The organism is Streptomyces sp. NPDC096132 (assembly GCF_044763345.1).
In the GTDB taxonomy this organism is placed as follows: domain Bacteria; phylum Actinomycetota; class Actinomycetes; order Streptomycetales; family Streptomycetaceae; genus Streptomyces.
This window is the reverse complement of the sequence record NZ_JBIWGA010000003.1, coordinates 625,015-650,656: the sequence shown is the minus strand read 5'-3', so window position 1 is coordinate 650,656 and position 25,642 is coordinate 625,015. Positions and strand designations below refer to the sequence as shown.

Sequence of the window (25,642 nt, the reverse complement as noted above, 5' to 3'; positions counted from 1 at the left end):
GGGGGGGGGGGGGGGGCCCGGGGGGCGGGGGGGGGGGGGGGGGGCGCGCGGGGCCGGGGGGGGGGGGGGGGGGGGGGGCGGGGGGGGGGGGCCGCGGGGGGCCCCCACGCCTGTGAGACCCCCCGGCAGTGCGCGCAGATCCGCACCGCCCTTCAGGAACTTCTCGGCGTTCCCGCGCACATCGTGGGCGACGCCGAGCTTCTCGTGCCCGCCGCAGGACTGGACAAGGGGGCCGGCCTGGTCGCCGGCACCGGTTCGGTCGCGGTGGGCCTGCTGCCCGACGGCACCCCCGTGCAGGTGGGCGGCTGGGGCGCGGTCCTCGGTGACGAGGGCGGCGCCGCCGGACTCGTCCGCGAGGCGGCACGGGCCGTATGGGCCGCCCACGACCGCGGGGCGGAGCCGGACGCCCTCGCGGCCGGTCTCGTCGCCGCGTTCGGCGTTCCCGAGGTGCCCGCGCTCGGCGCGGCCCTCGAAAGCGCCCAGGACGTCTCCGCCGAGTGGGGCCGGCACGCGCCCGTGGTCTTCGAGGCCGCCGACGCCGGCTCCGCGCTCGCCCGTGCCGTGATCGTCGAGGCGGGCGAGGCCCTCGCCGCGCTCGTCGCCCGGCTCGCCGCCCGCGGGCTCGCGGTCGACGACGTGGTGGTGGCCGGCGGCACGATCCTCGGCCGGCCCGCACTGTACGAGGCGTTCGCCGCCGCGCTGCGCACCGCCGTGCCGGGGGCTCGGCCGCAGCGGCTGACCGTGCCGCCGGTCGAGGGCGCGGTGGCGCTGGCGCGTTCGCTTCTGTGAGCCGCCGGCCTCACGTTCACCTTCAGGACATGTACCGGTCGCCGGGTCCTCGCAGAAGCGACACAGCCCGGCCGTAGATCTTCGCTCGTACGCGTCATCCGGCTCACAAGTCGTCACAAGGCCCAAGAGCCGCACGTGATCGCACCTCTTCCCTCTGGCCGCACGGCCGCAGAACTCAAGAGAGGCACATCCATGCCGTCATCCGCCGGGCTCAGCACCCCCTCGGGCGTGAACAGAAGGCGCTTTCTGAAGGTCTCCTTCGGTGGCTCCGCGGCCCTGGTCGCCGCCCCGACGCTGGTCTCCTGGCTGGGCGCCGCCGACGCCAAGGCCGCCACGAGCCCGCTCCCGTTCGTCGACGACTACAAGACGAACGTCCTGACGAACCTCACCCCCGAGACCAACGCCGTGGTGCGGATCCTCGGCGGCTTCGCCCAGGTGTGGAAGACCGGCTCGGCCTGGAACACCGGCACCCCGCTGCGGCCCGAGATCCTGCGCGCCAACATGCGCTACTGCGCCGCGCTCACCGGCGCCCGCACCGAGGCGCAGGGCAGGGAGGCGTTCGTCTACGACCGCCAGCACCAGAGCTACGCGATGATCGGCGGCCTGGGCCCGCTCGCCGACCTCTACAAGGCCGGCGCCAAGGCGGTCACCTCGATCACCAGCGCGCCGGACACCACGCCCGCGACCACGATCAGCGACGCCGTGCCGGCCGGCGCGCCCGCCGGCTCAGCGATCGGCGCCGGGTCGTACACCTCGGACCTCGGTCTGGTCGCCAAGCTGGTCGACACCGTGCGCGGCCCGTACGCCTCCGGCAACCCGGGCAAGTACGCCTTCCAGTACCCGCGTCCGTGGCGCATGAACGAGGACAGCCAGGTCGTCGACACCGGGACGACCGACGCGCTCGGCTACCCGGTCTACGACTCGAAGGTGGTCGTCGTCCCGCAGCTGCTGCGCCAGCGCGGCACCTCCGCGACCGACGACGGCGGCTTCCCGAGCGGCCACACCAACGCCTTCCACCTGGCGTCGCTGGCGTTCGCGTACGCCGTGCCCGAGCGGTTCCAGGAGCTGGTGACCCGCGCCCTGGAGCTGAGCCACACCCGGATCATGTCGGGCATGCACTCCACGGTCGACGTCATGGGCGGCCGGATCATGGCCACCGCGCTCGCCGCGGCCACCCTCGCCGACCCGGCCAACGCCGACCTCAAGGCGGCCGCCCGCGCCCAGGCCCTCGCCTACTTCGCCGCGCAGACCGGCACGACGGCCGACACGCTGTTCACGTACGCGCACGCGGACGCCTCCGACGCGTACGCCGACCGCGAGGCCAACGAGCGCGCGGTCACGCCCCGGCTGACGTACGTCCTGGAGCGGGAGGGCCGCAAGGAGCCGCTCACCGTGCCCAAGGGCGCCGAGGTGCTCCTGGAGACCCGGCAGCCCTACCTGACGGCCGACCAGCGCCGCGAGGTGCTGCGCACGACCGCGCTGCCGTCGGGGTACGTGCTGCTGGACGGCTTCGAGCAGTGGGGCCGGCTCAACCTGTTCGCCGCCGCCGACGGGTACGGCTCCTTCGACTCCGACGTGAGCGTCACCCTGGACGCCTCGAAGGGCGGCTTCCACGCGGCCGACGCCTGGCGCAACGACATCGAGGGCGACGGCGGTCTCACCAAGCGCGGCTCCGGCACGCTCACCCTGACCGGCCACAACCGCTACCACGGCGGCACCGTGGTGGAGGAGGGCACGCTGGTCGCCGGGCACGCCAACGCGCTCGGGCAGGGCGACGTCCGGCTCACCGGCGGCACGGTGCGCGCCGAGCTGCCCGTACGGGTGCGCGGCACGTGGACGCAGGCGCAGGGCGCGACGCTGGACCTGCCGCTGCGCCGGGGCCACGGCGCGGCGCTCACCGTGTCGGGCCGGGTGTCCCTGGGCCAGGGCTCGGTGCTGTCGCTGCGCCTGGACGCCAAGCAGCCCGCCCGCGCCGGGGACGTCGTCCCGGTGATCGACACCTGCGCGCTGCGCGGCCAGTTCGACAAGGTGGAGCTGAACTCCGACACCCTGCGGGCCGTACCTGTCTACACGGCGGACGGTCTGTCGGTACGACTCCTGAAGCGGTGACGCCCCTGGTGGCGGGAGCTGGTGCACAGTGGCCGGTGTGGCCGCTCCGGATCGCTCCCGCCGCCACCCCGCGGGTGCCGTCGCGGGGCGGATGATGACGCGCGCACAGCACACGGACACAGCGCCGGCACCGGCCTCCGGCGGGACGGTCCTGGGCAAAACGGCGGTCGGGCCGCGCCCCTCGGGCCCGGCCCGCCGCCGTCCGTGGCTGGTGCCCCTGCTGGTGGCCGTGCTGCTCGCCCAGATGGCGGTCGCCATGGCGACCACGGCGGTGCGGCAGACGCCGACCATCGACGAACCGGTGTACGTCGCCACGGCCGCCGACTACCTGCACGCGCACCGGATCCACTACAACCCCGAGCACCCGCCCCTGGGCAAGCTGGTCGTCGCCGTCGGGGTGGCCCTCGCCGACCCGCACGTGGACGCCGGCTTCACCGGCGACCAGACCGCCGCGGGCCGGCACCTGCTCTACGAGTCGGGCAACGACCCCTGGCGGCTGATGTTCTGGGCCAGGCTGCCGGTGATGGTCCTGACGCTGCTGTTCGGCCTCGTGGTGTTCGCCTTCGCCCGCGACCTCGCCGGACCCGCCCCCGCCCTGGCCGCGCTCGCCCTGTACGCCTTCTCCCCCGACCTGGTCGCGCACGGCTCGCTGGCGACGCTGGACGTCCCGGCGGCGGGCTTCCTGCTGACGTCGGCGTGGCTGCTGTGGCGGGCCCGCGGCGGACGGGCGCGCCTGTACCTGCCCCTGGCCGGGGCCGCGCTCGGTGCCGCGCTCGCGACGAAGATGAGCACGCTGCCCGCCGTGCCCGTGCTGGTGGCCCTGGCGGCCTGGTCGGTGGGCCTGCGGCACGTCCGACGGGCACTGGCGGCGGCCGCCGCCGTCGCGGTGACGGCCGTGGCCGTCGTCTGGCTGACGTATCTCGTGGTGGACCCCCGGCTGCGCTGGGACCCGCGGCAGACGCACGTACCCGTCGTGCACGGGCTGCGCGGGCTGCTGGTGCGGCTGCTGCCCCTCCCGGAGGCCTACCGGGACGGTATGCGGATGCAGTTCGGGCTGGAGAACCAGACCTGGCAGGGCTTTCTCCTCGGCCACGTGTACTCCGGCGCGCGCTGGTACTACCTGCCGGTCGCGCTGGTGGTGAAGACCCCGCTCGGCATGCTCGCGCTGTGGACGGCGGGAGCGGTGACCCTGGTGGCGGTGCGGCGGCTGCGGCCCGCGGTGCCCTACGTCCTGGTGCCCGCCGCGGTGCTGCTGGCCTCGGCGATGACCGGTTCGCGTGACTTCGGCACCCGGTACGCCGTGTTCCTGCCGATGTTCCTGGCGGTGGCCGCCGGATGTGTCCTGGCGGTGCGGTGGCGGTGGCGGCGGGTGGTGACCTGGGCGCTGGTGGCGTTCGTCATGGTGAGCTCGCTGCGGACGTTCCCGTACTACCTGCCGTACTCCAACGAGGCGTTCGGCGGGCCGGCGAAGACGCATCTGCGACTGCACGACTCCAACGTGGACTGGGGCCAGGACCTCGGGCGGCTCGCGGACCGGCTGCACGGGCGGTACGCGGGCGAGCGGGTGTGGCTGGTGTACAAGGGCAGCGGTGTGCCCTCGTACTACGGCATCCGGGCCTCCGATCCCCGGCGCGCGCCGCTGCGGAAGGTGCACGGGGTGGTGGCCGTGTCGGACTCCGCCGTGGCCAAGGCCAGGGGGCGGCTGGCCCGGCTGATCCGCTCCAGCCGCCAGGTCGGCGAGGTCGGCCACTCGATCACGATTTACCAGCGGTGAAGGCCGACGGGGTGTGCGACGGGCGCGGTCTCGGGCACGCTGTCCCGCACGCTCCGTGAGCTATGTTGAGCTGCGTGGGAGACAAAGGAGGCGCACCGGTGCCATCGCCCCAACAGGCACGCGCACACGCATCAGCGATCACCTCGGGCAAGACGGATCCGGAGGCGGAGGCATCCCCGACCTCCCGGCTCAGGGCCCTCTTCGACGGGCCCCACCTGTCCCCGGGACAGCGGCGCATCGCCCAGTATCTGATCGAGCACATCACCGAGGCGGCGTTCCTGTCGATCACCGACCTCGCCGACCGGGTCGGGGTCAGCCAGCCCTCGGTGACCCGCTTCGCCGCTGCCGTCGGCTTCAGCGGCTACCCCGCCCTGCGCGAGAAGCTCCAGTCGATCGCCCTCGGCACCCTGGCCGGCGGGCCCGCCCCGGCCGAGGTGAACCGGAGCAACGAGCTGCAGGCGGCGGTCGACGCGGAGATCGAGAACCTGGAGAACCTGAGACGGGACTTCGCCGACCCGGACCGGGTCATCGAGGTCGGCCGGGCGCTGTCGCAGTCGACCCCGCTGACCATCCTGGGCCTGAGGATCTCCGCCTCGCTCGCCGAGTACTTCGCCTACGCCGCCCGCCGGGTCCACCCGGACGTACGGCTGGTGACCCGGGGCGGCAGCGTCGCCTACGACGCGCTGCTGCAGTCCCGGGAGGCCGGCGGGACCTGGGTGCTGGCGTTCTCGATGCCCCGGCACGCGCAGGAGACCCTGACCGCGGTCCGGGTCGCGCGCAGCGCCGGTCTGAAGGTCGCGCTGGTGACCGATCTGGCGCTGGGCCCGGTGGCCGACGAGGCCGACGTCACCTTCGCCAGCGGCACCGGCTCGCGGCTGGTGTTCGACTCCTACGCCGCCCCCGGCGTGATGGCCGCCGCGCTGCTGCAGGCCATGACCGACGCGGGCCCCGAGCGCACCCAGGCGCGGTTGGAGGAGTACGAGCAGATCGCCGAGCAACACCAGTTCTTCCTGCGGGAATGACCCACCGGACCGACCGCCCGCGCAGGCCACCCCCCTCCCCTGGAAATGGGCAGAGGGATCATTGCGGGCAGTTCACACATGAATGTTTTCATACGTCTTGCAAAGCAGTCGGTATATATAAATACTGCTCACGGCCGCACCCGCCCGCGAAGGGCTCAAGTACGGGCACCCGAAGCCGTCGTCCCCTACCCACGTCGGCGCCGAGGGTGCTCGGGGCATCGCTCGCGCGAGCGCCCGTGGCGGCCCCGGTCATCCCCTAGACCGGGGCCGCCCCACAAAACGTCGGACCACCCGTCCCGACGCCGCACACCCGGAAGCGATGACCATGACTCTGACGACGACGCAGCGCATCAGCCCGGACTGGCCCTGCCAGGTCAAGACCCCCGGCAGCTACGACTGGGAGCGCTCGGCCGCGAAGTGGCTGCGCGAACTGGTGCCCGCGCGTTACGCGAGCTACCCGGTGCTGCTGCGTCACCCCGTGCTGCTGGCCCGCCACGCTCAGATCCAGGTCCAGCAGGAGATCCGGGTGGCCCGCACCGCTCTGCAGACCGCCCGCGCCGACCTGCCCCGACTGGGGATGCCGGAGTCGGTCATCGAGCACACCATCAAGCTGTACGCCGCCGAGCTCATGCAGCTGCAGCACATCGCCCGCAGTGTCCGCACCGTGACCCAGGCCCTGGTCGAGGCCAACTCCGGCCGCTGAACGGCACGGTCCGCTCCGGGCATCACCGCTGACGGGGACGTTGCGGCAAGGCCGCGATCGAATCCACGTCCGTGTGCCATGCTCGAGGCGTGACGAGCGAACCGGCACTGCCCATGGGGTCCGGTGACGTGCCCGACATGGCCGCCCTGACCCGGGTCGTGGCGCGCCAGCGCGCGGAGATGGACCGGCTGCAGGACCTGGCGGCCACCTCGGCCGTGCTGGAGCGGGCCAAGGGGGCCGTGATGGCACAGCTCGGCTGTTCCCCGGACGCCGCGCAGGAGGAACTGCAGCAGCGGGCGAAGACCGCCCTGCGGACGCTGCTGGAGGAGTGCTGGATCACGCTCGGCTCCCTGGCTCCGCCGACCGGCGGTGCGTCCGGACCGTCAGCGGCCGGAGCCGCCGTCCGGGACACGACGCTCCCGCTCACGGACGAGACCGGCTCGGCGGCCCTCGGCCGGCTCGCCCAGGCCCTTGTACGCGTCGGCACCCCGCAGGACCTCGCCCGCTGTCTGCTGGACCGGCTGGCCCCGGACGTGGGCGCCGACGCGGTGATGATCTACGCGCGGCTGTCCGGCGGCGGGCTGGACATGGTCGGGCACGCCGGAGTCGACGACACCCTGGCCCGGCAGTGGAGCCGGGTGCCGCCGCTGGCCGGGATCGCCGCGCTGGACGCCCTGGCCGCCGGGAAGGCACGCTGGCTGGAAAACCCGGAGGAGGACCGCGAACGGTACCTGCTGATCGGGGACCCGCCGCAGCGGTGGGGCTCGCGTGCCTGGCTCCCCGTGGTGACCGGGGAGTCGGCCGAGGTCGCGGTGGGGGTCCTGTGCCGCCACGAGGGCGCGTTCACGCCCGGTGTGCGCGAGCATCTGCTGGCCGTGGCCCGGCTGTGCGCGGGCCCGTTGCGCACCTTCGGCCTCCGGCCGGCACCCGCCGCCGGGGCGGCCGCGGACGCCGTGCAGACGGTGTTCGACCGGCTGCCGGTAGCCGCGGTGCTGCTCACCCCGGTACGCGGCCCGGCGGGGACCGTCGAGGACTTCCGGATCGACGCCGTGGCCGCCGGGACCTCCGACACGGTCGGCCGTACCGGCCGTGAACTGCTCGGCCTGCGCTTCCTGGAGTGCTGGCCGACGGCGACGGACGAACCGCTGTGGCAGGGGTGCCTGACGGCGCTGGCGGGCGAGGAGCCGTACGAGAGCGAGCCGTTCGCCCGGCAGGAGGTCGTCGCCGGGGTCAGTGAACTGTCCACGTACTCGGCGCGGGTGGCGCGACTGGGCGACGGACTGGTCGTCAGCTGGGTCCTGCACGACCCCTCGGACCGCCAGGAACAGCGGCTCGCGGACGTGCAGCGGCTGGGAAACCTCGGCTGGGCCACCTGGAACCTGACCACCGGCGAGGGCAATTGGTCCTCGCAGGTCTTCGACATCCTCGAGCACGACCCCGCGCACGGGCCCGTCGCGCTCGCCCGGCTCCCCCACGCCGCCCTGCCCGAGGACGAGCCCGCGCTGGCCCGTGCCATCGGGGAGCTGGTGCGGGAAGGGCGGCCGTGCGACGTGCCGTTCCGGGTCGCGGGCCGGGACGGCGTCCGCCATCTGCGGGTGGTCGCCGAGGCCGTGACGGACGCCGAGGGCACCCCCGTCGAGGCGCACGGCTTCGTCCAGGACGTCAGCGCCCAGCGCAGCGCCGAACTCGCCCTCGTGGCCAGTGAACGGGCGATGCTCACCCAGCACGGCGTGCTGATGGCCGAGCGCACGATGGCGGCCCGGCTGCAGGACGCGCTGCTGCCGCTGCCGAAGCAGCCCGTCCGGCTGGCCGGACTGCGGGTCGACATCGCCTATCTGCCCGCCCAGTCGGGGCTCAACGTGGGCGGCGACTGGTTCAGCGCCATCGAACTGCCCGACGGGGACGCCCTGTTCGTGGTGGGCGACGTCGCCGGGCACGGCATGGACGCCGTCGCCTCGATGGCCCTGTTGCGGTTCACCGCCAAGGGCATGGTCATCACCGGGTCCTCGCTGACCGGGGCGCTCGTCCGGCTCAACGCGCTGCTGCTGCACTCCCGCGACCCGCACGGCACCGCGACCATGATCCTGGCCCGCTACAGCCCGCGCGAGCGGCGGCTGCTGTGGGCGCAGGCCGGCCATCCGCCGCCGCTGCTGGTGCGCGCCGGCGAGGCCCGCTACCTCGAGCGGCCCCACGGCATGCTGCTCGGCGCCCGCGACACCCCGCGCTACGAGGAGGCGGAGTGCCGGCTCGGGCCGGGTGACCGGCTGGTGCTGTACACCGACGGGCTGATCGAACGGCCCGGGGAGAGCATCGACCGGGGCCTGGAGCGACTCGCCCTGGCCGCCGCGGTGCCCGGCACCGGCGGACCGGCCCCGCTGGAGCGGCTGCTCGGCGCGATACGGGAGCCGGACGGCCGGGACGACGTGTGCGTGCTCGACATCAGGGTGCCGCCGGACGCCGGGGAGTGACCGGCCCGGCGGGCGCTCAGTCGTCGCGGTGCCGCCAGTACCACAGCACCCCGGCCACGAGGGCCAGCAGGAAGAGGACGGGCAGCACCAGGCCCGGAATGCGGGAGAGGTTCATACGGACGGCTTTCGGCTCGACGGGCCGAGGTGCCGAACGCCCGTCGACCCGGCGCCCATTGTGACACGCGCCACACCGCCGTCCGTCCCTCGTCTCCGAGGCGTCACCGCGTCGTCCGGGTCCTCCGGTCATCCGTTCGTACGTGACTCCAGGGCCTCGCGGGTGTCGTCGCCGTACACGCCGTCCTCGTCGCCGCGGATGCCGTACCAGAGCTGGAAGCGGGCCACCGCCTCGGTGAGGGCGGTGTCGTAGCGGCCGTCGGTGGCGCCGTCCCCGTACACGTCCGGGATCTTCAGCAGCCGTTGCTGAAGGTCGGTCACCTCGGGACCGCTGTCACCCTCACGGAGGGTGCCTGCGCCGTCGGGGTCGGCGGACGGGGAGGAGCTCTCCGGCTGGGTGGCGGTCGGTGTCGGCTGGACAGTCTCCGCGGCCGCCTCACCGCCCCGGCCCGGCACCAGCAGCGCTCCGGCGAAGCCGACGAGCGCGGCGGCACACACCCCGACCGTGATGGCGGCCCGCCGCAGCCCTGCACCGGAGCCGTCGCCGCCACGGGCCCACGCTCCGCCCTCCGCGGTCGCGGCCCCGTGCGAGCCGCGCCGCCGCTGCCGGGCACCACCGGGCACCGCCCCGGCACCGGGCCGTCCGGGAGGGGATCCGTACGGGTGACCGCCCGGACGGGCCGCCCCGGCCCCGTACGGCTCCGCCCCGGCCCCGCCGCGCCGTCCCGAAGAGGACCCGAACGAGTCGTGCCCGCTCGCACCGTCGCGGGCCGTGCGCGGAGGCACGGGCGGCCGGCCACGGCCCGTGCCGCCGGGAGTCCCGTACCGATCCGTGTCCTCCGCCCAGTCCCGGCCACCGCTCGGATCCGCCGCGTAACCGTGCCAGTCCTGGCCGGTGACCGGTTCCGTCGGGGGGCCGTCGTCCTCAGGGGTGGCCGCCCGGTCCCCGCCGCTGGGAGGCGGTGTCGTGGGGTCCGTCCAGGAGCCCATCGGGGGGAGTTCCTCCGTCGCCGGTTCACCGCTGCCCGCCGGGTCGGCCGGCAGCGGGATGGACTCGTAGGAGACGGGGTCCTTGGTCAGTTCGGTCATCTCGCGGAACAGTTCCGCCAGGGCATCGGTGTTGCGGGGCCGCAGGACCCGGATGGGTTCGACGACCCGTCGTTCCTGCGGTTCCTCGAATTCGGCCGGTGTCGGCACCCTGGTCTCCCTCCGTTCCGTTCCCCCGGGGAGAGATACGGGCGGACGGGCGGACGGGTTCAGCCGGTGAGGAAGCGGTGCAGGGAACGCGTGGTCGCGGCGACGAAGGCGTCCCGTGCGCCGTCGTCGAGGGCGTCCAGGGAGAGGTAGGGGTTGAGGTCCTCCAGCTCGACCAGCAGCAGCTCGCCGCCGGGCGCCCGGCAGGCGTCGACGCGCTGGATGCCGTACGGCAGGCCGTTCCAGTCGATGAAACGGCGGGCGAACTCCAGGTCGCGGGAGGTGGGTTCGTACGGCTGGAGCTCCCAGCGCCGGCCGGGGTCCGGTGCGTGCAGGGCGTACTGGAAGTCGTGGTCGACGAAGTAGAAGGAGACCTCGTACGCGAAGTCGACGTACGGCTGGACGAGGACGCCGCCGTCGGTCAGCGCGGGGAGGCGGTCGGCGGTGACGATCCGCAGGCCCAGGGAGTCGGCGCCCAGCTTGGGCTTGACGACGTACCGGTCGGCCTCGGGGAGACGGTGCAGGTCCTCCGCGCGGTCGACCGTGGGGATCACCGGGTGTCCCTCGGCGCTCAGGTCGAGCAGGTACTGCTTGCCTGCCATGTCGGCGCGCCCGATGAGCGGGTTGTAGACGCGTACGCCGTCCCGCAGGGCACGCTCGCGGAAGGCCTCGTACTCCCGCTGGTAGCCGAGGACGGGCCCGCTGTTGCGGACGATCACGGCGTCGAAGGCGTCCATCAGGGCCGCCGCGTCCAGGGGGTGGCACAGGGCCAGGTCGAAGTCGGCGCGCAGCCGGGAGGTGAGGAACACGTCCTCGTCGCCGTAGCGCCGGCCGCGGGCCGGGTAGGCCAGGTCGGTGACGTAGAGGAGGCGGGGGCGGGCGGGTGGCACGGAGGGCTCCTCGGGGCTGGTCGGCGGTGCGGAAAGGTTACGCCGGGGTGGGAGGGACTCCTGCGGGGAGGGGGACGGACGGGTCGTACGATGACAGGACCGTCGTTTTTCTCCTGAAGGGCTCGACGACTCCCGTGACCACCGCAACACTTCTCGACGGCAAGGCCGCCGCGGCCGACATCAAGAGCGAACTCGCCCTCCGCGTCCGGGCGTTGAAGGACCGTGGCATCACCCCGGGGCTGGGCACGATCCTCGTCGGCGACGACGCGGGCAGCCGTTCCTACGTGGGCGGAAAGCACCGGGACTGCGCACAGGTCGGCATCGCGTCGATCCGGGTGGAGCTGCCCGCCGACGCCTCGCAGGCCGATGTCGAGGCCGCGGTGCTGCGGCTCAACGCCGACCCGGCGTGCACCGGCTTCATCGTGCAGCTCCCGCTGCCCGCCCACATCGACACGCACGCCGTGCTGGAGCTGATCGACCCGGTCAAGGACGCCGACGGGCTCCACCCGACCAACCTGGGCCGGCTGGTGCTGGGCATCCCGGCCCCGCTGCCGTGCACCCCGCGCGGCATCATCGACCTGCTGCGCCGCAACCACGTGGAGATCACCGGGCAGCAGTTCTGCGTCATCGGCTGCGGGGTGACGGTCGGCCGTCCGCTCGGCCTGATGCTGACCCGCGCCACCGAGCACGCCACGGTGACCCTGTGCCACGAGGCGACCCAGGACGTCGCCGCGCACGCCCGTGAGGCGGACGTCGTGGTGGCCGCCGCCGGGGTGGCGCACCTGGTGCGGCCCGACTGGATCAAGCCGGGCGCGACCGTGCTGTCCGTGGGCCTGACCCGCACGGTCGAGGGCGTCCTCGGTGACGTCCACCCGGACGTCGGCGACGTCGCCGGCTCCTTCGCCCCGCCGATCGGCGGGGTCGGCCCGATGACCCGGGCGATGCTGCTGACCAACGTGGTCGAGGCCGCCGAGCGGCTCTGAGGCCCTGACCTCGAAGCCCCCCGGCCCCGGGGCCTCCGGCGTCGGCACTCCGTGCCAGGCACTCAGTTCCCCGACAGCAGGGAACTGAGTGCCATCCGGGGGTCCCAGGTGTTACGTTCCGTCCATGAGCGCCACTGAGAAGGCGGAGGCCAAGCCGCCCATGCGGGACGCCCTGGTCGCGGCGGCCTTCCGGCTGTTCCTGGAGCGGGGCTACGAGCAGACCACCGTCGACGACATCGTTGCCCTCGCGGGCGTCGGCCGGCGGTCGTTCTTCCGCTACTTCCCCTCCAAGGAGGACGTGGTCTTCCCCGACCACGAGCGCTGCCTGGCCGACATGACCGCCTTCCTCGCCGCGAGCGACGAGGACGCGGAGCCGGTGCGGCGGGTGTGCGACGCGGCCCGTCTCGTGCTGCTGATGTACGCCGAGAACCCCTCCTTCTCCGTGCAGCGCTACCGGCTCACCAAGCAGGTGCCGGGGCTGCGCGCGTACGAACTGTCGGTGGTGTGGCGCTACGAGCGTGCCCTCGCCGCCTATCTGCGGGGCCGCTTCGCCGGCCGGTCCGACGGCAGTCTGCGGGCCGATGTGATCGCCTCCGCCGTGGTCGCCGCGCACAACAACGCCCTGCGGTCCTGGCTGCGTTCCGACGGCCAGGGCGACGCGACCGCGACCGTGGACCACGCGCTGGCCTATGTGCAGTCGGCGTTCGGCGCGGCGCCCGCGCCCCCGGCCGACGAGCATCCCGAGGACGTGGTCGTGGTGGTCTCCCGGCGCGGGGCCCCGCTGTGGCGGGTCGTGCAGGAGATCGAGACGACACTCGGCCGGACCTGAATCCGCGGCCGGACCTGCCGCTGAACCCGCTCCACATTGGGGGTACGCAGTACCTTTACGGCTGGCACTGAGTGCCATACGCTGGGCGTGTGCACGGTGGCACGGTGAACCGCGCACGTCCGTGCACGGGTGAGCCGCGCACGTGGGATCCGGCCCAGGGGCAGGGAGTTGACCAGCGTGTACCACTACTCAGGAAGCGCCGTTCAGCAGGCAGCCGGCTCCTCGGCGGGCCTGCTCGACCGCGCGAAGGCCGACGGCGAGGCGATCCTCTTCCAGCGCTGCACCTGGTGCGGCACCGCCATGTACCACCGGCTGCTGTGTCCGGTGTGCCAGGGCAGCGACCTGCGGACCGAGCGCAGCGAGGGCATCGGCACGGTCCGCCACTCCACGGTGGTGCACCGCAACACGCCATCCGCGCGCAATGTGTCGCTGGTCGAGATGGCGGAGGGGTTCGTCGTACGCGGCCGGGTCATGGGCCCGCTCATCGGCATCCACAGCGGTGACCGCGTCCGCCTCTCCACGGTGAAGGACCCGGTCCGGGGCGAGCCGGTGTTCCAACTGGTCGACGAGCCGTACCGGGGCTGGCACCACTAGCCATCGGGCGCGAGGTCCTCACCGGACCCCGGGCACGAGATCCTCACCGGACCCCGGGCACGAGATCCTCACCGGACCCCGGGCACGAGATCCCTCACTCGACCCCGGGCACGAGATCCCTCACGCGTACGGGCCGGCCCGTCTCGAAGCAGTGGTTGGCGGCGAGTCCGACGGCGAGGGCGAGGGCGCCGTCGCGTTCGGTGGCGGTGCTCGGTGAGGCGTGCCGGCCGAAGAGGGCGTCGAGCATGCGGCTGTCTCCCCCGCCGTGCGCCTCGTGCTCCACCGTCACCGGGATGTCGACCGGTGGCTTCCACAGCGGGCGCAGGGTGAGCCGTACACCGCCCGCGGTGTCGCCGGGCGGGGCCGCGAGCGGGGCGCGGGGCGGCTGCCAGCGGTTCTCCTCGACCTCGAGTTCCAGCCGGCCCACGCTGCCGTTGACCATGACCCGGTAGCCCTCCCAGGGGGAGTACGCGGTGAGGTGGTACGTCATCGTCGCGCCGCGCGCGTAGCGCACCAGCACCGCCATGTCGTCCTCGATGGTGACGGGCCCGCCGAAGACGTTGCGGTCGCGGTGGTAGCCGTCGTCCGGTTCGGCCTCGAGGTAGAGGGCGCGCAGGGTGTCGTCGGCGGCGAGGTCCAGGGCGAAGGGGTCGTCGGCGGCCGCCGGGGCGCCGTGGGCGTGGTCGTAGTCCCGGCGCAGTCCGTGGCGGGCACCCGCTTCGGGGCCGTAGAAGGCGAGCCGGCCGTAGCCGAAGACCTCCTCGGGCCGGTCGGCCAGCCACCAGTTGACGAGGTCGAAGTGGTGGCTCGCCTTGTGCACCATCAGTCCGCCGCTGTTCCGCTTCTCCCGGTGCCAGCGGCGGAAGTAGTCCGCGCCGTGGCGGGTGTCGAGGAGCCACTCGAAGTGGACGGAGAGGACCTCGCCGACCGCGCCCCCGGCGAGCAGGGCGCGCACCTTCTCGTGGACCGGGTTGAAGCGGTAGTTGAAGGCGACCGTGAGGGAGTTGCCGGTCGTGCGGACGGTGTCGAGGATGCGGGCGCAGCGGTCCGCGTCGACCGTCATCGGCTTCTCGGTGACGACCCGGCAGCCCGCGCGCAGCGCCGGGACGATGTAGTGGGCGTGCGCGGCGTCGACGGTGGTGACGACGACCTCGTCCAAGCCCTCCGTGGCGAGCAGATCGGTGAAGCGCTCCGGTTCCCAGGTGGCGGCGGGCGGTTCACCGGCCTCGGTGAGCAGCCGGTTGTGGAACGCCATCCGGGTGGGGCTCGGGTCGCACAGCGCCACGACGCGATGGCCGGGGCGGGCCGCGAGATCCCTGGTGTAGCTCTGGGCGCGGTGGCCGGTGCCGACGACTGCCGTACGCAGGTGGGAAGTTCGGCTCATGGGGGTGGCCTTCCCGGGGTACGGGCGGGCAGTCACCGGTGACCGAATTCTTGTCACCTGCGGGCCGATTCCGCCAACTTCCTTCAGTACAGGCAACCCACAGGTCCCTGATTGCTTCCTCCGTGTCGTGAGGTGCTCCCGGTACGGACGGGGCGCCCGCGCTCGAAGTGCGAGGAGGGGACCCTTGACCCATGCCCGGCGCATAGGTGTCACCGCCGTGGCCGTGCTCGCGGCCCTGGCGGGATCACCGGGACTGGCCCAGGCCCAACAGCCGCCCGGGACGTCGACGTCGGCGGCGTCCGACAGCGGACTGCCGAAGGGATGGCGCGTCACCGGCGAGGGCGCCACGCGTGAGCTGGTCTGGCGGTCGGAGCGGACCGTGCCCATGGGCGACTCCCGGGTGGAGTTCCACGCGGACGGCCGGCTGCTCGGCGTACCGGAGGCGGCCGGCGACGGCCGTACCTTCCGGCTCACCCTCGACCAGGCGACACCGCTGAAGGACCTGCGGGTCCTGGCGGCCGGACGCCGGCTGGACGCAGCCGCCGACGACTCCGACACGCCCTCGAAGAACGCGCTGACCACCGCGCGGCCCCCGGCCGCGCTCCCGGCGAACTCCGTGGACCCCGGCAAGCCGGGCGCGTACCGCACGGTCACCGGTGCGTACGACCTCGACCCGGTGAAGCTGCCCGGCTTCGCGCAGCCGGTCGAGATGCAGGCCGTGGTGGTCGCGCCGAAGGGCGCCACCGGCAAACGGCCGCTCGCGTTGTTCCTGCACGGCCGACACGCCACCTGCTACAAGCCGGGCGGCGACGACGTGACCGGCGACTGGCCCTGCCCGACGGGCCTGAAGTCGATCCCGAGCTACAAGGGCTATCTGCAGGACCAGAAGCTGCTGGCCTCGCAGGGCTATGTGACGGTGTCGATCTCGGCGAACGGCATCAACGCCCAGGACTGGGAGGCCGAGGACGGCGGTGCGCAGGCCCGCTCCTCGCTGGTGCGACAGCATCTCGCCCGGTGGGCGAACTGGGCGACCCACCCGGGCACCGCCCCCGCCGCCGTCCGCAAGGCGCCGAAGGCCGATCTCTCCAAGGTCCTGCTCGTCGGCCACTCGCGTGGCGGCGAGGGCGTCAACCGGGCGGCGATGGACAGCCTGTATCCCGCGCCCGCCGCCCAGGACGGGTACCGCGGTCCGGTCCGCTGGAAGATCGCCGGCACGGTCCTGATCGGACCGACGATCTTCGGCCAGAATCCGGTCGCCGACGTCCCGTCCGCGACCATCCTGCCCGGCTGCGACGGCGATGTCGCCGACCTCGAGGGCGAGACGTTCGTCGACGGCACGCGCGGCATCAGCAAGGGCGCCGCCCTGCACAGCGCGGTGTACGTGGTCGGCGCCAACCACAACTTCTTCAACACCGAGTGGACGCCGGGCAAGGCCGTGGCGCCCGCCGACGACGACTTCTGGGAGGACCCGGACGGACAGGACCGTGACCCGGTCTGCTCCGTCGGCACCGCCACCCGGCTCACCGCCGACCAGCAGCACAAGGCCGGCGCCACCTACATCGCGGCTGCCGCCCGGCTGTTCGTCGCCGGTGACGACCGGGTGCGCCCGCTGCTCGACGGCTCCGGCAAGCGAGCCCCCTCCGCCGACCCGGCCCGGGTCCTGACCCACGCGGTCGGCGGCCGTCGTACGGGTGGATTCCTGCTCGACGACGGGGTCAAGGTGACCGGCGGCCGGGTGTGCTGGCCGGACACCGACCCGGCCAAGGCCTGTCTGGACCAGAACGCCGGTGCCGGGATGTCCCCGCACTTCCAGTGGTGGTACCTGGAGCGGGACACCGGCAAGCGTGCCGTGGCGATGAAGTGGTCCACGCCGGGCACACCGACGAAGTTCACCTACCCGTCGTCGGTCTCGCTCTCCGGTGCCAAGAACCTGGCGCTGCGCGTGTTCGTGCCACCGAACACCACGGGGACCAAGCTGGACGTGACCGTCGTGGACTCCGCGGGCCGCCGGGCCGCACTCGGCCAGGTGAAGGCCGACGGTCTGCCGGGCTCCGCGCGCACCTCCTCCTTCTGGGCCCGCGAGCTGCGGCTTCCGCTGACCGCCGCGACCCGCGCCGGTCTCGACCTCAAGCACGTCAAGTCCCTTGAGCTGACGCCGCGTTCGAGGTCCGGGCAGGCCTGGTTCATGGACGCCTGGGGCTGGGCCCCCGGCATGCCGGCGGTGAAGTCGTCGGCACTGGCGCGCGTCGACATCGGCCGGATCAAGGTCAAGGAGGGCGACTCCGGTACCCGCACCTACCGGATCCCGGTCAAGGTCTCCGGGCACGGCAGCGGCAAGGTCCGCTTCTACGTCCTGGACGCGGCGACCGGCACAGCCAAGGAGAAGGTCGTCACGGTCCGCCCCGGTGTCACTCCGATCGACCTGCCGGTCCGGGTCGAGGGCGACCGGATGTACGGCTACGACGAGGAGCACAGCCTCCTGGTGAAGCCGATGCGCGGCACGGTCGTCGGTTCCTACGGCGGCGGGGTCACGGCTCTGAACGACGACGCGGCGCCGCAGGTGACGGTGGTGCCGGTCGCCGACCGGGTGACCGAGGGCGAGACACTGAAGTGGCGGGTCTCCCTCTCCGCGGCCGCCGAGGTGTCCCTGTACTACGCGCTGAACGTGTTCCCGGTCACCGAGGGTGTCGAGCTGTCCACCAAGGACGTGGACCCGGAGTGGCTGCTGAGCACCACCGGTGAGCCGGCCGACCCGGAGCGCCCGCTGTCCGAGACGTACCTGGCCGTGAGTCAGGACATCCCGGCCGGAGCGACGAGCGCCGAACTCGCCATCCCGACGGTGAAGGACCAGGTGGCCGAGCCCGAGGAGTCGGTGCGTCTGACGGCGACCGACGAGGGGGGCGGGCCGCTGCCGGACGGACCGAACGTGATCGGGACGGTCGTGGACGCTCCGTAGCGCGACACCGACACCGGGAGGGGGCCCGGGCCGCTGTGCGGTCCGGGCCCCCTCTCCATGATCACAGTGTGATACGGATCCCGACCGTGCCGTCCAGCCCTCGCCGCAGCCGGCTGCCCAGGAGCGTCAGCCGCCCCATGACGCCGTACTTGCGGGCGAGCAGGGTGCGGTAGCGGGCGGTGGTCTCCGCGTCGCAGACCTCGGCGGTGGCCGGGATCTGGTCACCGGTGGGATTGCCGCGGACGTCGCAGGGGCCGACGAGGACATCGCCGCGCGCCCGGATCCGCTTCACCTTCCAGGCGTCGGCGGCCGACCAGGCCCCGAGCGTGTCCCCGTCGCGCACCACCCAGACGGGGGTGGCGACCCCGGTTCCGTTCTTCCGGTAGCTGGTGATCAACAGGTACTTGCCCGTACCCAGCCGGTCGAGCGCCTTCTCATCCATGCCCGGCAGTCTAGGGGGTGCCGTGAAAGTCCAGTGCGGTGCCCGCGGCGCATGTGCCGGGCCCCGCGGGTGCCGTGCGGGACTTTCACAGCACCCCCTAGGCACCGGTCCGGCGGGAATCAGCGCAGGGCGGCCGCCATCCGGCGCACGCCCTCGGTGAGGATCTCCGGCGAGGTGGCCAGATTCAGCCGTACGTGACCGGCTCCGCCAGTACCGAAGTCGGCTCCGGGGCTGAGCGCCACCCGTCCGCGCTCGAGGAAGACCGCGGCCGGGTCGTCCCCGACGTCCAGGGCCCGGCAGTCCAGCCAGGCGAGATACGTCGCCTCCCCCGGCCGGTACCGGACGCCGGGCAGGTGCTCGGCGAGCAGGTCGGCGAGCAGACGGCGGTTGGCGTCGAGGCCGGCCAGCAGCGCGTCCAGCCAGGCGGTGCCGTCGCGCAGGGCGGCGGTGTGGGCGAGGACGCCGACATGACTCGGGCCGTGGGAGACCTCCTCCGGCAGCAGGGCCAGGTCGGCGGCGGCCCCGGGTCCCGCCACGGCCAGGGCGGCCTTGAGACCGGCCAGGTTCCACGCCTTGGAGGCCGACATCAGCGACAGCCCGCGCTCCGCGCCCGGCACACCGAGATAGGGCACGAAGTCGACGCCGGCCGCGGTGAGCGGGGCGTGGATCTCGTCGGCGACGACCCGGACGCCGTACCGCTCGGCGAGGGCGGCGACGGCGGACAGTTCCCCGGCGGTGTGCACGGTGCCGGTCGGGTTGTGCGGGCTGCACAGCAGGTGCGCCGCCCGTCCGCCGCCCGCGACCACCCGCCGGTAGGCCTCCTCCAGCACACCGAGGTCGAGCCGTCCGTCCGCGCCGAGCGGCGCCTCGGCGATCCGGCGGTCCATATGGGCGATGAACTGGAAGAACGGCGGATACACGGGCGGGTTCACCACGACCGGATCACCGGGTCCGGTCACCAGCTTGAGCATCTCGACGACACCCATCATGACGTCCGGCACGATCGCGCTCCGCTCGACCGCGAGCCCGTGCCACCCCCACTGCTTGGCGGCGAAGCCGGCCAGCGCCTCCGCGTAGGCGCTGCCCGCCGGATAGCCGGTGTCGCCGAGCGCCATCGCCTCCGTGACCGCGCGGATGACGGGCTCGGCGAGCGGCACGTCCATCTCCGCGACCCACAGCGGAAGGACGTCGGCCGGATAGGTGCGCCATTTCATGCTCGTCCGCAGACGCAGACCGTCGAGGGTGAGGGCGCGAAAAGGGTTTGGCTCACCGGACGTTTCGTGCGGGATCCTGTTCATGGGGCACAAGATAGGGGGCTCTGGTGTGACCTGGGATCGTGTGAACGGGACATCCCTGGAAGTGGCGTGCGACGAGTCCGGCTCGGACGGGGAGAATCTCACCGGCGGGAACACGGATGTGTTCGCGCACGCGAGTGTGCGGCTGCCGGCGGAATTCGCCGCCGCTCAGCTGCGTGACATCCGCGGCCGTATCCGTTCGCCCGCCGAGGAGTACAAGGCGACCCATCTGCTGCGCGAGAAACACCGGGCGGTGCTGGAATGGCTGCTGTCGGAATCCGGACCGCTGTACGGGCATGCCCATGTGCACCTGGTCGAGAAGGCCTTTTTCGTCGTGGACCGGACCGCCGGGCTGCTGCTGGACAGTGCGGAGGCGGCCGGTCCGCTCTTTCGTGAGGGGCGCCGCACTTTCACGGAGACCGAATGGCGGGATTTCCTCGCGGCGGCCAACCGATTGCTGCGGGTACGGGCCGGCGAAGGGCCGGAGGAACCCGTCGGCGCCTTCTTCCGCACGGTCGACACACTGCGGCACCGGTATTCCGGGACGCGGGCGGCGGACATTCTGGAGCGATGCGCCGCGGAACGGTCCCGTGCGGTCGCCTATCGGGACGGAATCGGCGCCGCAGGGCCCCCGCTCGTTCCGCTGCTCAATCCCCTGCTCCCCGCCATCCTGCGCACGGCGGCGCACTGGAGCCGCGGCGGCCGTCCGGTCCGGCTGGCGCACGACCGGCAGAACATGCTCACCCCGGAGCGGATCGCCTGGATCGAGGACGCGGCGGGGCGGGAGGGCATCGGGCTCGCCGGGCTGCGGCTCGTCGTCGCACGGGACGACGCGCGGGTGCAGCTCGCCGACTTCCTCGCCGGGATCGCCCGCAGCATCGCCTCCGACGAGCTGAACGGACGCGGCGACCCGCCGCTCTCGGCGCTGCTGCGCCCCTACACCGGCGGGGCGTCCGTGTGGGGCGACGAGCCCAGCTGGGCCCGGCTCAATCCGGCGGCAGCGGAATCCGGGGGTCCTGCCACGGACGTCAACTCCCTTGTCTAGATTGCTTGTTGACGGTGCACGTCAGCCCCCTTCCGGCCGGAGCCGACCCATGACTGAGAACAGCCGTATCAACATCACCCAGCCGCACACCGCCCGCATCTGGAACTACTGGCTGGGCGGCAAGGACAACTACGAGGTCGACCGGGTGGCCGGCGACCGGATCCGGGAGTTACACCCGGGCATCGGCGAGTACGCCCGCGCCGACCGGCTCTTCCTGGGCCGTGCCGTGGAGCACCTGGTGACCGAGGCCGGAATCCGCCAGTTCCTCGACATCGGCACCGGTCTGCCGACCGCGGACAACACGCACGAGGTGGCCCAGCGCCTCGCGCCGGAAGCCCGGGTCGTGTACGTGGACAACGACCCTCTGGTCCTGGCGCACGCCCGCGCCCTGCTCACCAGCACGCCCGAGGGCCGCACCGACTATCTCGACGAGGACCTGCGCAACACGGACGCGATCCTGCGGCACGCGGAGAAGACCCTGGACTTCGACGAGCCGGTCGCGCTGGTGCTGCTGGGCGTGGTCATCTTCATCGGCGACGACGAGGACCCGTACGGGCTGGTGCGAGGTCTGGTCGACCGGCTGCCGCCGGGCAGCCATCTGGTGCTGTCGCACACCATCACCAGCCCGGCGATGCCGGACGTGGACGAGGCCGTGGCGTTCTGGAACGAGCACGGCACGCCGAAGCTGACCCAGCGCACGCCCGGGAGCGTGGCCCGCTTCTTCGACGGACTGGAGCTGCTGGAGCCGGGCGTGGTGTCCTGCTCGCGCTGGCGCCCCTCGCCGGAGGAGACCGGCGAGGGGGAGCCCGCGGAAGTGGCGATGTTCGGCGGGGTGGCGCGAAAGCGCTGATGCGATCCCCGGCGCCGGGATGTGATCACTTCCGGAGTGAACGCGGCCGCGCCTTCGCACGTATGGGGAACAGGGCGCTCAACGACCGGAGGGCCCCGCGGTGTTGAGGCCGCACGTTCGGGGTTTCGGGAGCCAGGCATGAGGCACGTACGACGACGGATCGTCCGGCGAGTGACACGGCTGGCGGCAGTCGGCGGACTCCTCCTGGGCGGGGCCATGGTGACCCAGGCGGCCATGGCCACCGAGACGCCCGCCGGCTCGGCGGCGCCGCGCAGTACACCGGAGTCCGTCGTCACCAATCCCGGGGCGGCGCTGGTCAAGAAGCTCGGCACCGCGCGTACGGCGGGCACCTGGCTCGACGGCGACGGGCGTCCGGTCGTCGCGGTCACCGACGAGAAGTCGGCCGCGACGGTACGGAAGGCGGGCGCCACGGCGAAGGTCGTGGGGCACAGCATGAACGAGCTCAAGTCGGCCACGGCGACGCTGCGTTCGGCGCCCAAGGTGCCCGGCACGGCGTGGGTGACGGACTACCGGACCAACGAGGTCGTCGTGCAGGCCGACAGCACCGTGTCGGCCTCCGACTGGGCGGAGCTGACGCGGACGGCGGCCGACATCGGCAGCTACGTCCGTATGGAGCGCACCACAGGCAAGTTCACCACCCGGCTCAACGGCGCTCAGCCGATCCTGTCGACCGCCGGGCGCTGTTCGGCGGGGTTCAACGTGACCAACGGGACGAACGACTTCATCCTCACCGCCGGTCACTGCGGCCCGAACGGCTCGACCTGGTTCGCGGACAACACGGCCAAGCAGCAGGTGGGCCAGACGGTCAACCAGAGCTTCCCCGTCAACGACTTCTCGCTGGTGCAGTACGCGAGCGGCAAGGCCGGTGACGGGGCCGACGTGGTGGCGATCGGCGACGGCAACGGGGTGCGCATCACGGGCACGGGTGACGCGGCCGTCGGCCAGCGGGTGTTCCGCAGCGGCAGCACCACCGGGCTGAAGGACGGCCAGGTCACCGGGCTCGACGCGACGGTGAACTACCCGGAGGGCACGGTCAGCGGGCTGATCGAGACGAACGTGTGCGCCGAACCCGGGGACAGCGGCGGGCCGATGTTCTCGGAGGGCATCGCGCTCGGCATCACCTCGGGCGGCAGCGGTGACTGCACGACGGGGGGTACGACGTTCTTCCAGCCGGTGACCCGGGCGCTGGCCCAGCTGGGTGTGACTCTCATCGTGGCCGCGCCGTCCGACAACGCCGGCCAGGGTGCCTCCGGCGCGGCGTCCGGCGCTCCCCAGCCGTCCGTCTCGCCCACCCAGGCGGCGATCGCGCCCGGCTCGACCTCGCCGGGCTCGACGACCCCGGTGGGCGGTCTCGGTGGCAGCACGTCCCTGGCGGCCCGGCTCACCGACCCGAACGCCATCGGCCCCGGTCTGCTGATCATCGGCGGCAGTCTGGTCGCCCTGGTCGCGACCCGCTACTTCCGCGCCGAACAGGACCGCAAGGCCTACCGGGAGTACTACTCGGCGACTTGGGGCTGAGCCGCCCCGGGGGCGCCCCGGCGAACAACCCGGACAACGAAAAGGGCACCCGGTCGGGGTGCCCGCTTCGGTCTACGAGGTCGGCGGTCCTCGGGGAGCGTCAGACCGCGTTCAGCGGCTGCGGGGCCGCGGCGGCCCACTCCAGGACGAGCCGCTGGTACTCCTCGCGCTGCTCGACGCTCAGTGTCCCGCCCGACCGGAGCCACAGGGCCCGGATCTCCTCGTTGACCTCGTCAGCCGAACGCTCGGAAACGGTTTCAACAGTGGTGGACATGGTGTGAAGCATACGGCTCCCGAGGTGAAGGCCGCGTGAGTAAGTACGGATAATTCGGGCATTCCGTACCGTGTTACTGATCACGTCCATCTGTCAACCCCCACAGCGCAGTTCACCCTTCCACCGCCCCCTCCAGCGCCCCCTCAACCGTGCCCAGCACCTGCACCTGGATCGCCAGTACGGCGGCGCCGCGCGCCCAGTCGTGGAAGTCGGACACCTTGGTCTCCAGGTCGACCGGGGCGGCCAGCGGATGCCGGTGGGCGCGGATGGTCTCCCGCACCAGGTCGCCCCCGACGCCCATGAGGCCGACGCCCTCACCCGCCAGGAGGATCTTCTGCGGCATGGCGAAGTTGGCGATCTGCGCCACCAGGGTGCCCAGGGCGCGGGCCGCCTCCTCGACGACCCGGGCGGGCATGGGCTCCCCGTCGGCGGCGCGGGCGAGGATCTCCTCGTACGTCCAGGCGCGGCCGGTGGCGGCCTGGACCTGGTAGCGGATGCTGGGGATGGTCAGCAGCGAGACGGCGCTGCCGCGTGCGCCGTCGGGGGTGAGCGGGCCGTGGGGGTTCACGATCCAGTGACGGCCGAAGCCGCGGTCCTCCTCGGCGCAGGGGACCCGCAGGCCGCCCAGGACCAGGCCGTAGCCGAGGCCGGCGCCGATGGTCAGGACGGCGAAGCGGTCGAGGCCGCGCCCTGCGCCGAACCAGGTCTCGGCCTCGACGAGGGCGGCGACGTCGTTCTCGACCACCACCGGCAGCCCCGTGCGCTCCTCGGTGAGCGCGGCGAGCGGGATGTCGCGCCAGTCGAGGAAGGCCGATTCGCCGACCACGGCACGGTCCCGGACGAGACCGCCCACCCCGATGCCGATGCCGGCGATGCCGGGGTGGGCGCGGGTGAGTTCGTCGGTCATCTCGCCGAGGAGGGCGACGACGCCGTCCGGGTCGTGGGTGGCGAGCGGGCGGTCGTGGCGGGCGACGATGTCGCTCCTGAGGGTGGTGACGACCCCGTACACCATGTCCTCGGTGATCTTGAAGCCGAGGAAGGAGCGGGATCCGGCGACGACGTCGAGCGGCTGCGAGGGGCGCCCCTGCCGCACCTCCGCCGGGCCTGAGCCTTCCGGCACCTCGACGAGCAGCCCCGACTCGATCAGCGGCTTGGTCAGCCGGGTGAGGCTGCCCGCGGAGAGGTTCAGCCGGCGCGCGAGGTCGGTGCGCGACAGCGGCCCGTGGACGAGCACCTCGATCGCGACCGAGCGCTCTCCCGGGCTCAGCGGCAGCCAGCTGGCGGTACGTGCGGTCATGAGGGTCAGTCTCCCCCACCCCCTTTTTCTTTCGCATCAAAACTATCATCCCCAACATGGGGCCGGAAAGGATCGATGGACAGGCGTCTGCAGACCCCTTGACACCTCGATTCTTTCGCCACAAAAGTAAGTGGCCGAACGAGCCGCCACGGACGAGGGAGTCTCACGATGGCCGATCCGAGTACGAGCAGGGCGCCCGCCCTCGCAGGGCGGGGTGACGAGAGGCTGGCGGCCGTCTTCCTCGCTCCGGCGCTGCTGGGCTTTCTCGTCTTCCTGCTCTGGCCCACCCTGCGGGGCGTCTATCTGAGCTTCACCCGCTTCAATCTGCTGACACCCGCGGAGTGGGTGGGCCTGGCCAACTACGACCGGATGGTCCACGACCCGATCTTCTGGGACTCCCTGCGGGTCACCGTCGTGTACGTGGTGATCAACATCGGGGTGCAGACGGTGTCCGCCCTCGCCATCGCCGTCCTGCTGCAGCGGCTGACGCAGTCCGCGCTGCTGCGCGGGATCGTGCTGACGCCCTATCTGATGTCGAACGTCGTCGCCGGCATCGTCTGGCTGTGGATCCTCGACACCCAGCTCGGCATCGGCAACGAGATCGTCTCCGGGCTCGGCCTCGACCGCGTCCCGTTCCTCGCCGACGAGACCTGGGCGATCCCGACGATCGCGCTGATCAACGTGTGGCGGCACGTCGGCTACACCGCGCTGCTGCTGTTCGCCGGTCTGCAGGCCATCCCGAACGACATGTACGAGGCGGCGAGGGTGGACGGCGCCGGCGAGTGGCGCATGTTCTGGCGGATCACGATGCCGCTGCTGCGGCCCGTGCTCGCGGTCGTGCTGATCATGACGGTGATCGGTTCGTTCCAGGTCTTCGACACGGTCGCCGTCACCACCCAGGGCGGACCGGCGAACGCCACCAACGTGCTCCAGTACTACATCTACGGCGCCGCGTTCGGCCGCTTCCAGTTCGGCTACGCGTCCGCGATGTCCGTGGCGCTGCTCGTCGTGCTGAGCGCCATCACCGTCCTGCAGTACCGGCTCACCCGGGCCGGCCACACCGACCTCGGCTGACGGAAGGGAGACCTCAC

General features: G+C 72.7%; 20 protein-coding genes and 1 pseudogene. 14 read left to right on the top strand and 7 right to left on the bottom strand.

Annotation, left to right across the window (positions count from 1 at the left end):
• Positions 1-93: 93 nt before the first annotated feature.
• The 6 genes and pseudogenes from ACIRF9_RS10690 to ACIRF9_RS10665 form a co-directional block, all read left to right on the top strand.
• Positions 94-789 (top strand): annotated as a pseudogene (locus tag ACIRF9_RS10690) (BadF/BadG/BcrA/BcrD ATPase family protein); the annotation flags it as partial.
• 192 nt (positions 790-981) lie between these two features.
• Entirely contained in the window at positions 982-2,898 is a 1,917-nt protein-coding gene (locus ACIRF9_RS10685) for a phosphatase PAP2 family protein (RefSeq protein ID WP_403819003.1), read from the top strand.
• A 91-nt stretch (positions 2,899-2,989) separates the two neighbouring features.
• Positions 2,990-4,672, top strand: coding sequence for a phospholipid carrier-dependent glycosyltransferase (locus ACIRF9_RS10680; RefSeq protein WP_403819053.1), 1,683 nt, complete (start codon positions 2,990-2,992; stop codon positions 4,670-4,672).
• A 98-nt stretch (positions 4,673-4,770) separates the two neighbouring features.
• A complete protein-coding gene (locus ACIRF9_RS10675) occupies positions 4,771-5,694 on the top strand; it encodes a MurR/RpiR family transcriptional regulator (RefSeq protein WP_403819001.1) in 924 nt (307 codons plus the stop codon).
• Between the two features lie 319 nt (positions 5,695-6,013).
• Positions 6,014-6,397, top strand: a complete 384-nt coding sequence (locus tag ACIRF9_RS10670) for a hypothetical protein (RefSeq protein WP_403818999.1) — start codon at positions 6,014-6,016, stop codon at positions 6,395-6,397.
• A gap of 113 nt (positions 6,398-6,510) precedes the next feature.
• The gene (locus ACIRF9_RS10665; protein WP_403819051.1) at positions 6,511-8,865 is read left to right on the top strand and encodes a SpoIIE family protein phosphatase; all 2,355 of its coding nucleotides are present in this window, start codon (positions 6,511-6,513) and stop codon (positions 8,863-8,865) included.
• A gap of 243 nt (positions 8,866-9,108) precedes the next feature.
• Here ACIRF9_RS10665 and ACIRF9_RS10660 read toward each other — a convergent pair whose 3' ends face one another.
• Positions 9,109-10,176: a peptidoglycan-binding protein gene (locus ACIRF9_RS10660; protein ID WP_403818997.1), complete on the bottom strand. Its 1,068-nt coding sequence runs from the start codon at positions 10,174-10,176 to the stop codon at positions 9,109-9,111.
• 59 nt (positions 10,177-10,235) lie between these two features.
• Positions 10,236-11,063, bottom strand: a complete 828-nt coding sequence (locus ACIRF9_RS10655) for a hypothetical protein (protein ID WP_403818995.1) — start codon at positions 11,061-11,063, stop codon at positions 10,236-10,238.
• Positions 11,064-11,197: 134 nt separating this feature from the next.
• On the opposite strand from ACIRF9_RS10655, the gene ACIRF9_RS10650 reads away from it, so the two are divergent.
• From ACIRF9_RS10650 to ACIRF9_RS10640, 3 genes are all read left to right on the top strand, one after another.
• Positions 11,198-12,046: a bifunctional methylenetetrahydrofolate dehydrogenase/methenyltetrahydrofolate cyclohydrolase gene (locus ACIRF9_RS10650; RefSeq protein ID WP_403818993.1), complete on the top strand. Its 849-nt coding sequence runs from the start codon at positions 11,198-11,200 to the stop codon at positions 12,044-12,046.
• 160 nt (positions 12,047-12,206) lie between these two features.
• A complete protein-coding gene (locus ACIRF9_RS10645) occupies positions 12,207-12,875 on the top strand; it encodes a TetR family transcriptional regulator (protein ID WP_403819049.1) in 669 nt (222 codons plus the stop codon).
• A 177-nt stretch (positions 12,876-13,052) separates the two neighbouring features.
• Entirely contained in the window at positions 13,053-13,469 is a 417-nt protein-coding gene (locus tag ACIRF9_RS10640; RefSeq protein WP_403818991.1) for a Zn-ribbon domain-containing OB-fold protein, read from the top strand.
• Positions 13,470-13,563: 94 nt separating this feature from the next.
• On the opposite strand, the gene ACIRF9_RS10635 is transcribed toward ACIRF9_RS10640, so the two are convergent.
• Positions 13,564-14,853: a Gfo/Idh/MocA family protein gene (locus tag ACIRF9_RS10635; RefSeq protein ID WP_403818989.1), complete on the bottom strand. Its 1,290-nt coding sequence runs from the start codon at positions 14,851-14,853 to the stop codon at positions 13,564-13,566.
• 184 nt (positions 14,854-15,037) lie between these two features.
• Between ACIRF9_RS10635 and ACIRF9_RS10630 the strand changes: the two genes are divergently transcribed.
• Complete coding sequence (locus tag ACIRF9_RS10630; RefSeq protein ID WP_403818987.1) at positions 15,038-17,809, top strand: hypothetical protein; 2,772 nt, start codon at positions 15,038-15,040, stop codon at positions 17,807-17,809.
• Positions 17,810-17,870: 61 nt separating this feature from the next.
• Here ACIRF9_RS10630 and ACIRF9_RS10625 read toward each other — a convergent pair whose 3' ends face one another.
• Positions 17,871-18,251: a PPOX class F420-dependent oxidoreductase gene (locus ACIRF9_RS10625; protein WP_403818985.1), complete on the bottom strand. Its 381-nt coding sequence runs from the start codon at positions 18,249-18,251 to the stop codon at positions 17,871-17,873.
• Between the two features lie 119 nt (positions 18,252-18,370).
• Positions 18,371-19,549 (bottom strand): MalY/PatB family protein, encoded by a 1,179-nt coding sequence (locus tag ACIRF9_RS10620; protein ID WP_403818983.1) that lies wholly within the window; start codon positions 19,547-19,549, stop codon positions 18,371-18,373.
• Between ACIRF9_RS10620 and ACIRF9_RS10615 the strand changes: the two genes are divergently transcribed.
• From ACIRF9_RS10615 to ACIRF9_RS10605, 3 genes are all read left to right on the top strand, one after another.
• Positions 19,548-20,591, top strand: coding sequence for a hypothetical protein (locus tag ACIRF9_RS10615; protein ID WP_403818981.1), 1,044 nt, complete (start codon positions 19,548-19,550; stop codon positions 20,589-20,591). The genes ACIRF9_RS10620 and ACIRF9_RS10615 overlap by 2 nt on opposite strands.
• A gap of 49 nt (positions 20,592-20,640) precedes the next feature.
• The gene (locus ACIRF9_RS10610; protein ID WP_403818979.1) at positions 20,641-21,441 is read left to right on the top strand and encodes an SAM-dependent methyltransferase; all 801 of its coding nucleotides are present in this window, start codon (positions 20,641-20,643) and stop codon (positions 21,439-21,441) included.
• 138 nt (positions 21,442-21,579) lie between these two features.
• Positions 21,580-22,980: a S1 family peptidase gene (locus ACIRF9_RS10605; protein WP_403818977.1), complete on the top strand. Its 1,401-nt coding sequence runs from the start codon at positions 21,580-21,582 to the stop codon at positions 22,978-22,980.
• 100 nt (positions 22,981-23,080) lie between these two features.
• Here ACIRF9_RS10605 and ACIRF9_RS10600 read toward each other — a convergent pair whose 3' ends face one another.
• Together ACIRF9_RS10600 and ACIRF9_RS10595 are read right to left on the bottom strand one after the other, a co-directional pair.
• The gene (locus ACIRF9_RS10600) at positions 23,081-23,266 is read right to left on the bottom strand and encodes a hypothetical protein (protein WP_403818975.1); all 186 of its coding nucleotides are present in this window, start codon (positions 23,264-23,266) and stop codon (positions 23,081-23,083) included.
• Between the two features lie 100 nt (positions 23,267-23,366).
• Entirely contained in the window at positions 23,367-24,551 is a 1,185-nt protein-coding gene (locus ACIRF9_RS10595; protein ID WP_403818973.1) for an ROK family protein, read from the bottom strand.
• Between the two features lie 168 nt (positions 24,552-24,719).
• Here ACIRF9_RS10595 and ACIRF9_RS10590 point away from each other — a divergent pair, with 168 nt between their 5' ends.
• Entirely contained in the window at positions 24,720-25,625 is a 906-nt protein-coding gene (locus ACIRF9_RS10590; protein WP_403818971.1) for a carbohydrate ABC transporter permease, read from the top strand.
• The last annotated feature ends 17 nt before the right edge of the window (positions 25,626-25,642 follow it).

What these genes read in the sequence shown, in the direction of transcription:
- ACIRF9_RS10685 (WP_403819003.1), top strand. Translation starts at nt 982, where the DNA reads ATGCCGTCATCCGCCGGGCTCAGCACCCCCTCGGGCGTGAACAGAAGG.
- ACIRF9_RS10680 (WP_403819053.1), top strand. Translation starts at nt 2,990, where the DNA reads ATGATGACGCGCGCACAGCACACGGACACAGCGCCGGCACCGGCCTCC.
- ACIRF9_RS10670 (WP_403818999.1), top strand. Translation starts at nt 6,014, where the DNA reads ATGACCATGACTCTGACGACGACGCAGCGCATCAGCCCGGACTGGCCC.
- ACIRF9_RS10665 (WP_403819051.1), top strand. Translation starts at nt 6,511, where the DNA reads ATGGGGTCCGGTGACGTGCCCGACATGGCCGCCCTGACCCGGGTCGTG.
- ACIRF9_RS10645 (WP_403819049.1), top strand. Translation starts at nt 12,207, where the DNA reads ATGCGGGACGCCCTGGTCGCGGCGGCCTTCCGGCTGTTCCTGGAGCGG.
- ACIRF9_RS10635 (WP_403818989.1), bottom strand. Translation starts at nt 14,853, where the DNA reads ATGAGCCGAACTTCCCACCTGCGTACGGCAGTCGTCGGCACCGGCCAC.
- ACIRF9_RS10625 (WP_403818985.1), bottom strand. Translation starts at nt 18,251, where the DNA reads ATGGATGAGAAGGCGCTCGACCGGCTGGGTACGGGCAAGTACCTGTTG.
- ACIRF9_RS10615 (WP_403818981.1), top strand. Translation starts at nt 19,548, where the DNA reads ATGGGGCACAAGATAGGGGGCTCTGGTGTGACCTGGGATCGTGTGAAC.
- ACIRF9_RS10620 (WP_403818983.1), bottom strand. Translation starts at nt 19,549, where the DNA reads ATGAACAGGATCCCGCACGAAACGTCCGGTGAGCCAAACCCTTTTCGC.
- ACIRF9_RS10610 (WP_403818979.1), top strand. Translation starts at nt 20,641, where the DNA reads ATGACTGAGAACAGCCGTATCAACATCACCCAGCCGCACACCGCCCGC.
- ACIRF9_RS10605 (WP_403818977.1), top strand. Translation starts at nt 21,580, where the DNA reads ATGAGGCACGTACGACGACGGATCGTCCGGCGAGTGACACGGCTGGCG.
- ACIRF9_RS10600 (WP_403818975.1), bottom strand. Translation starts at nt 23,266, where the DNA reads ATGCTTCACACCATGTCCACCACTGTTGAAACCGTTTCCGAGCGTTCG.
- ACIRF9_RS10595 (WP_403818973.1), bottom strand. Translation starts at nt 24,551, where the DNA reads ATGACCGCACGTACCGCCAGCTGGCTGCCGCTGAGCCCGGGAGAGCGC.
- ACIRF9_RS10590 (WP_403818971.1), top strand. Translation starts at nt 24,720, where the DNA reads ATGGCCGATCCGAGTACGAGCAGGGCGCCCGCCCTCGCAGGGCGGGGT.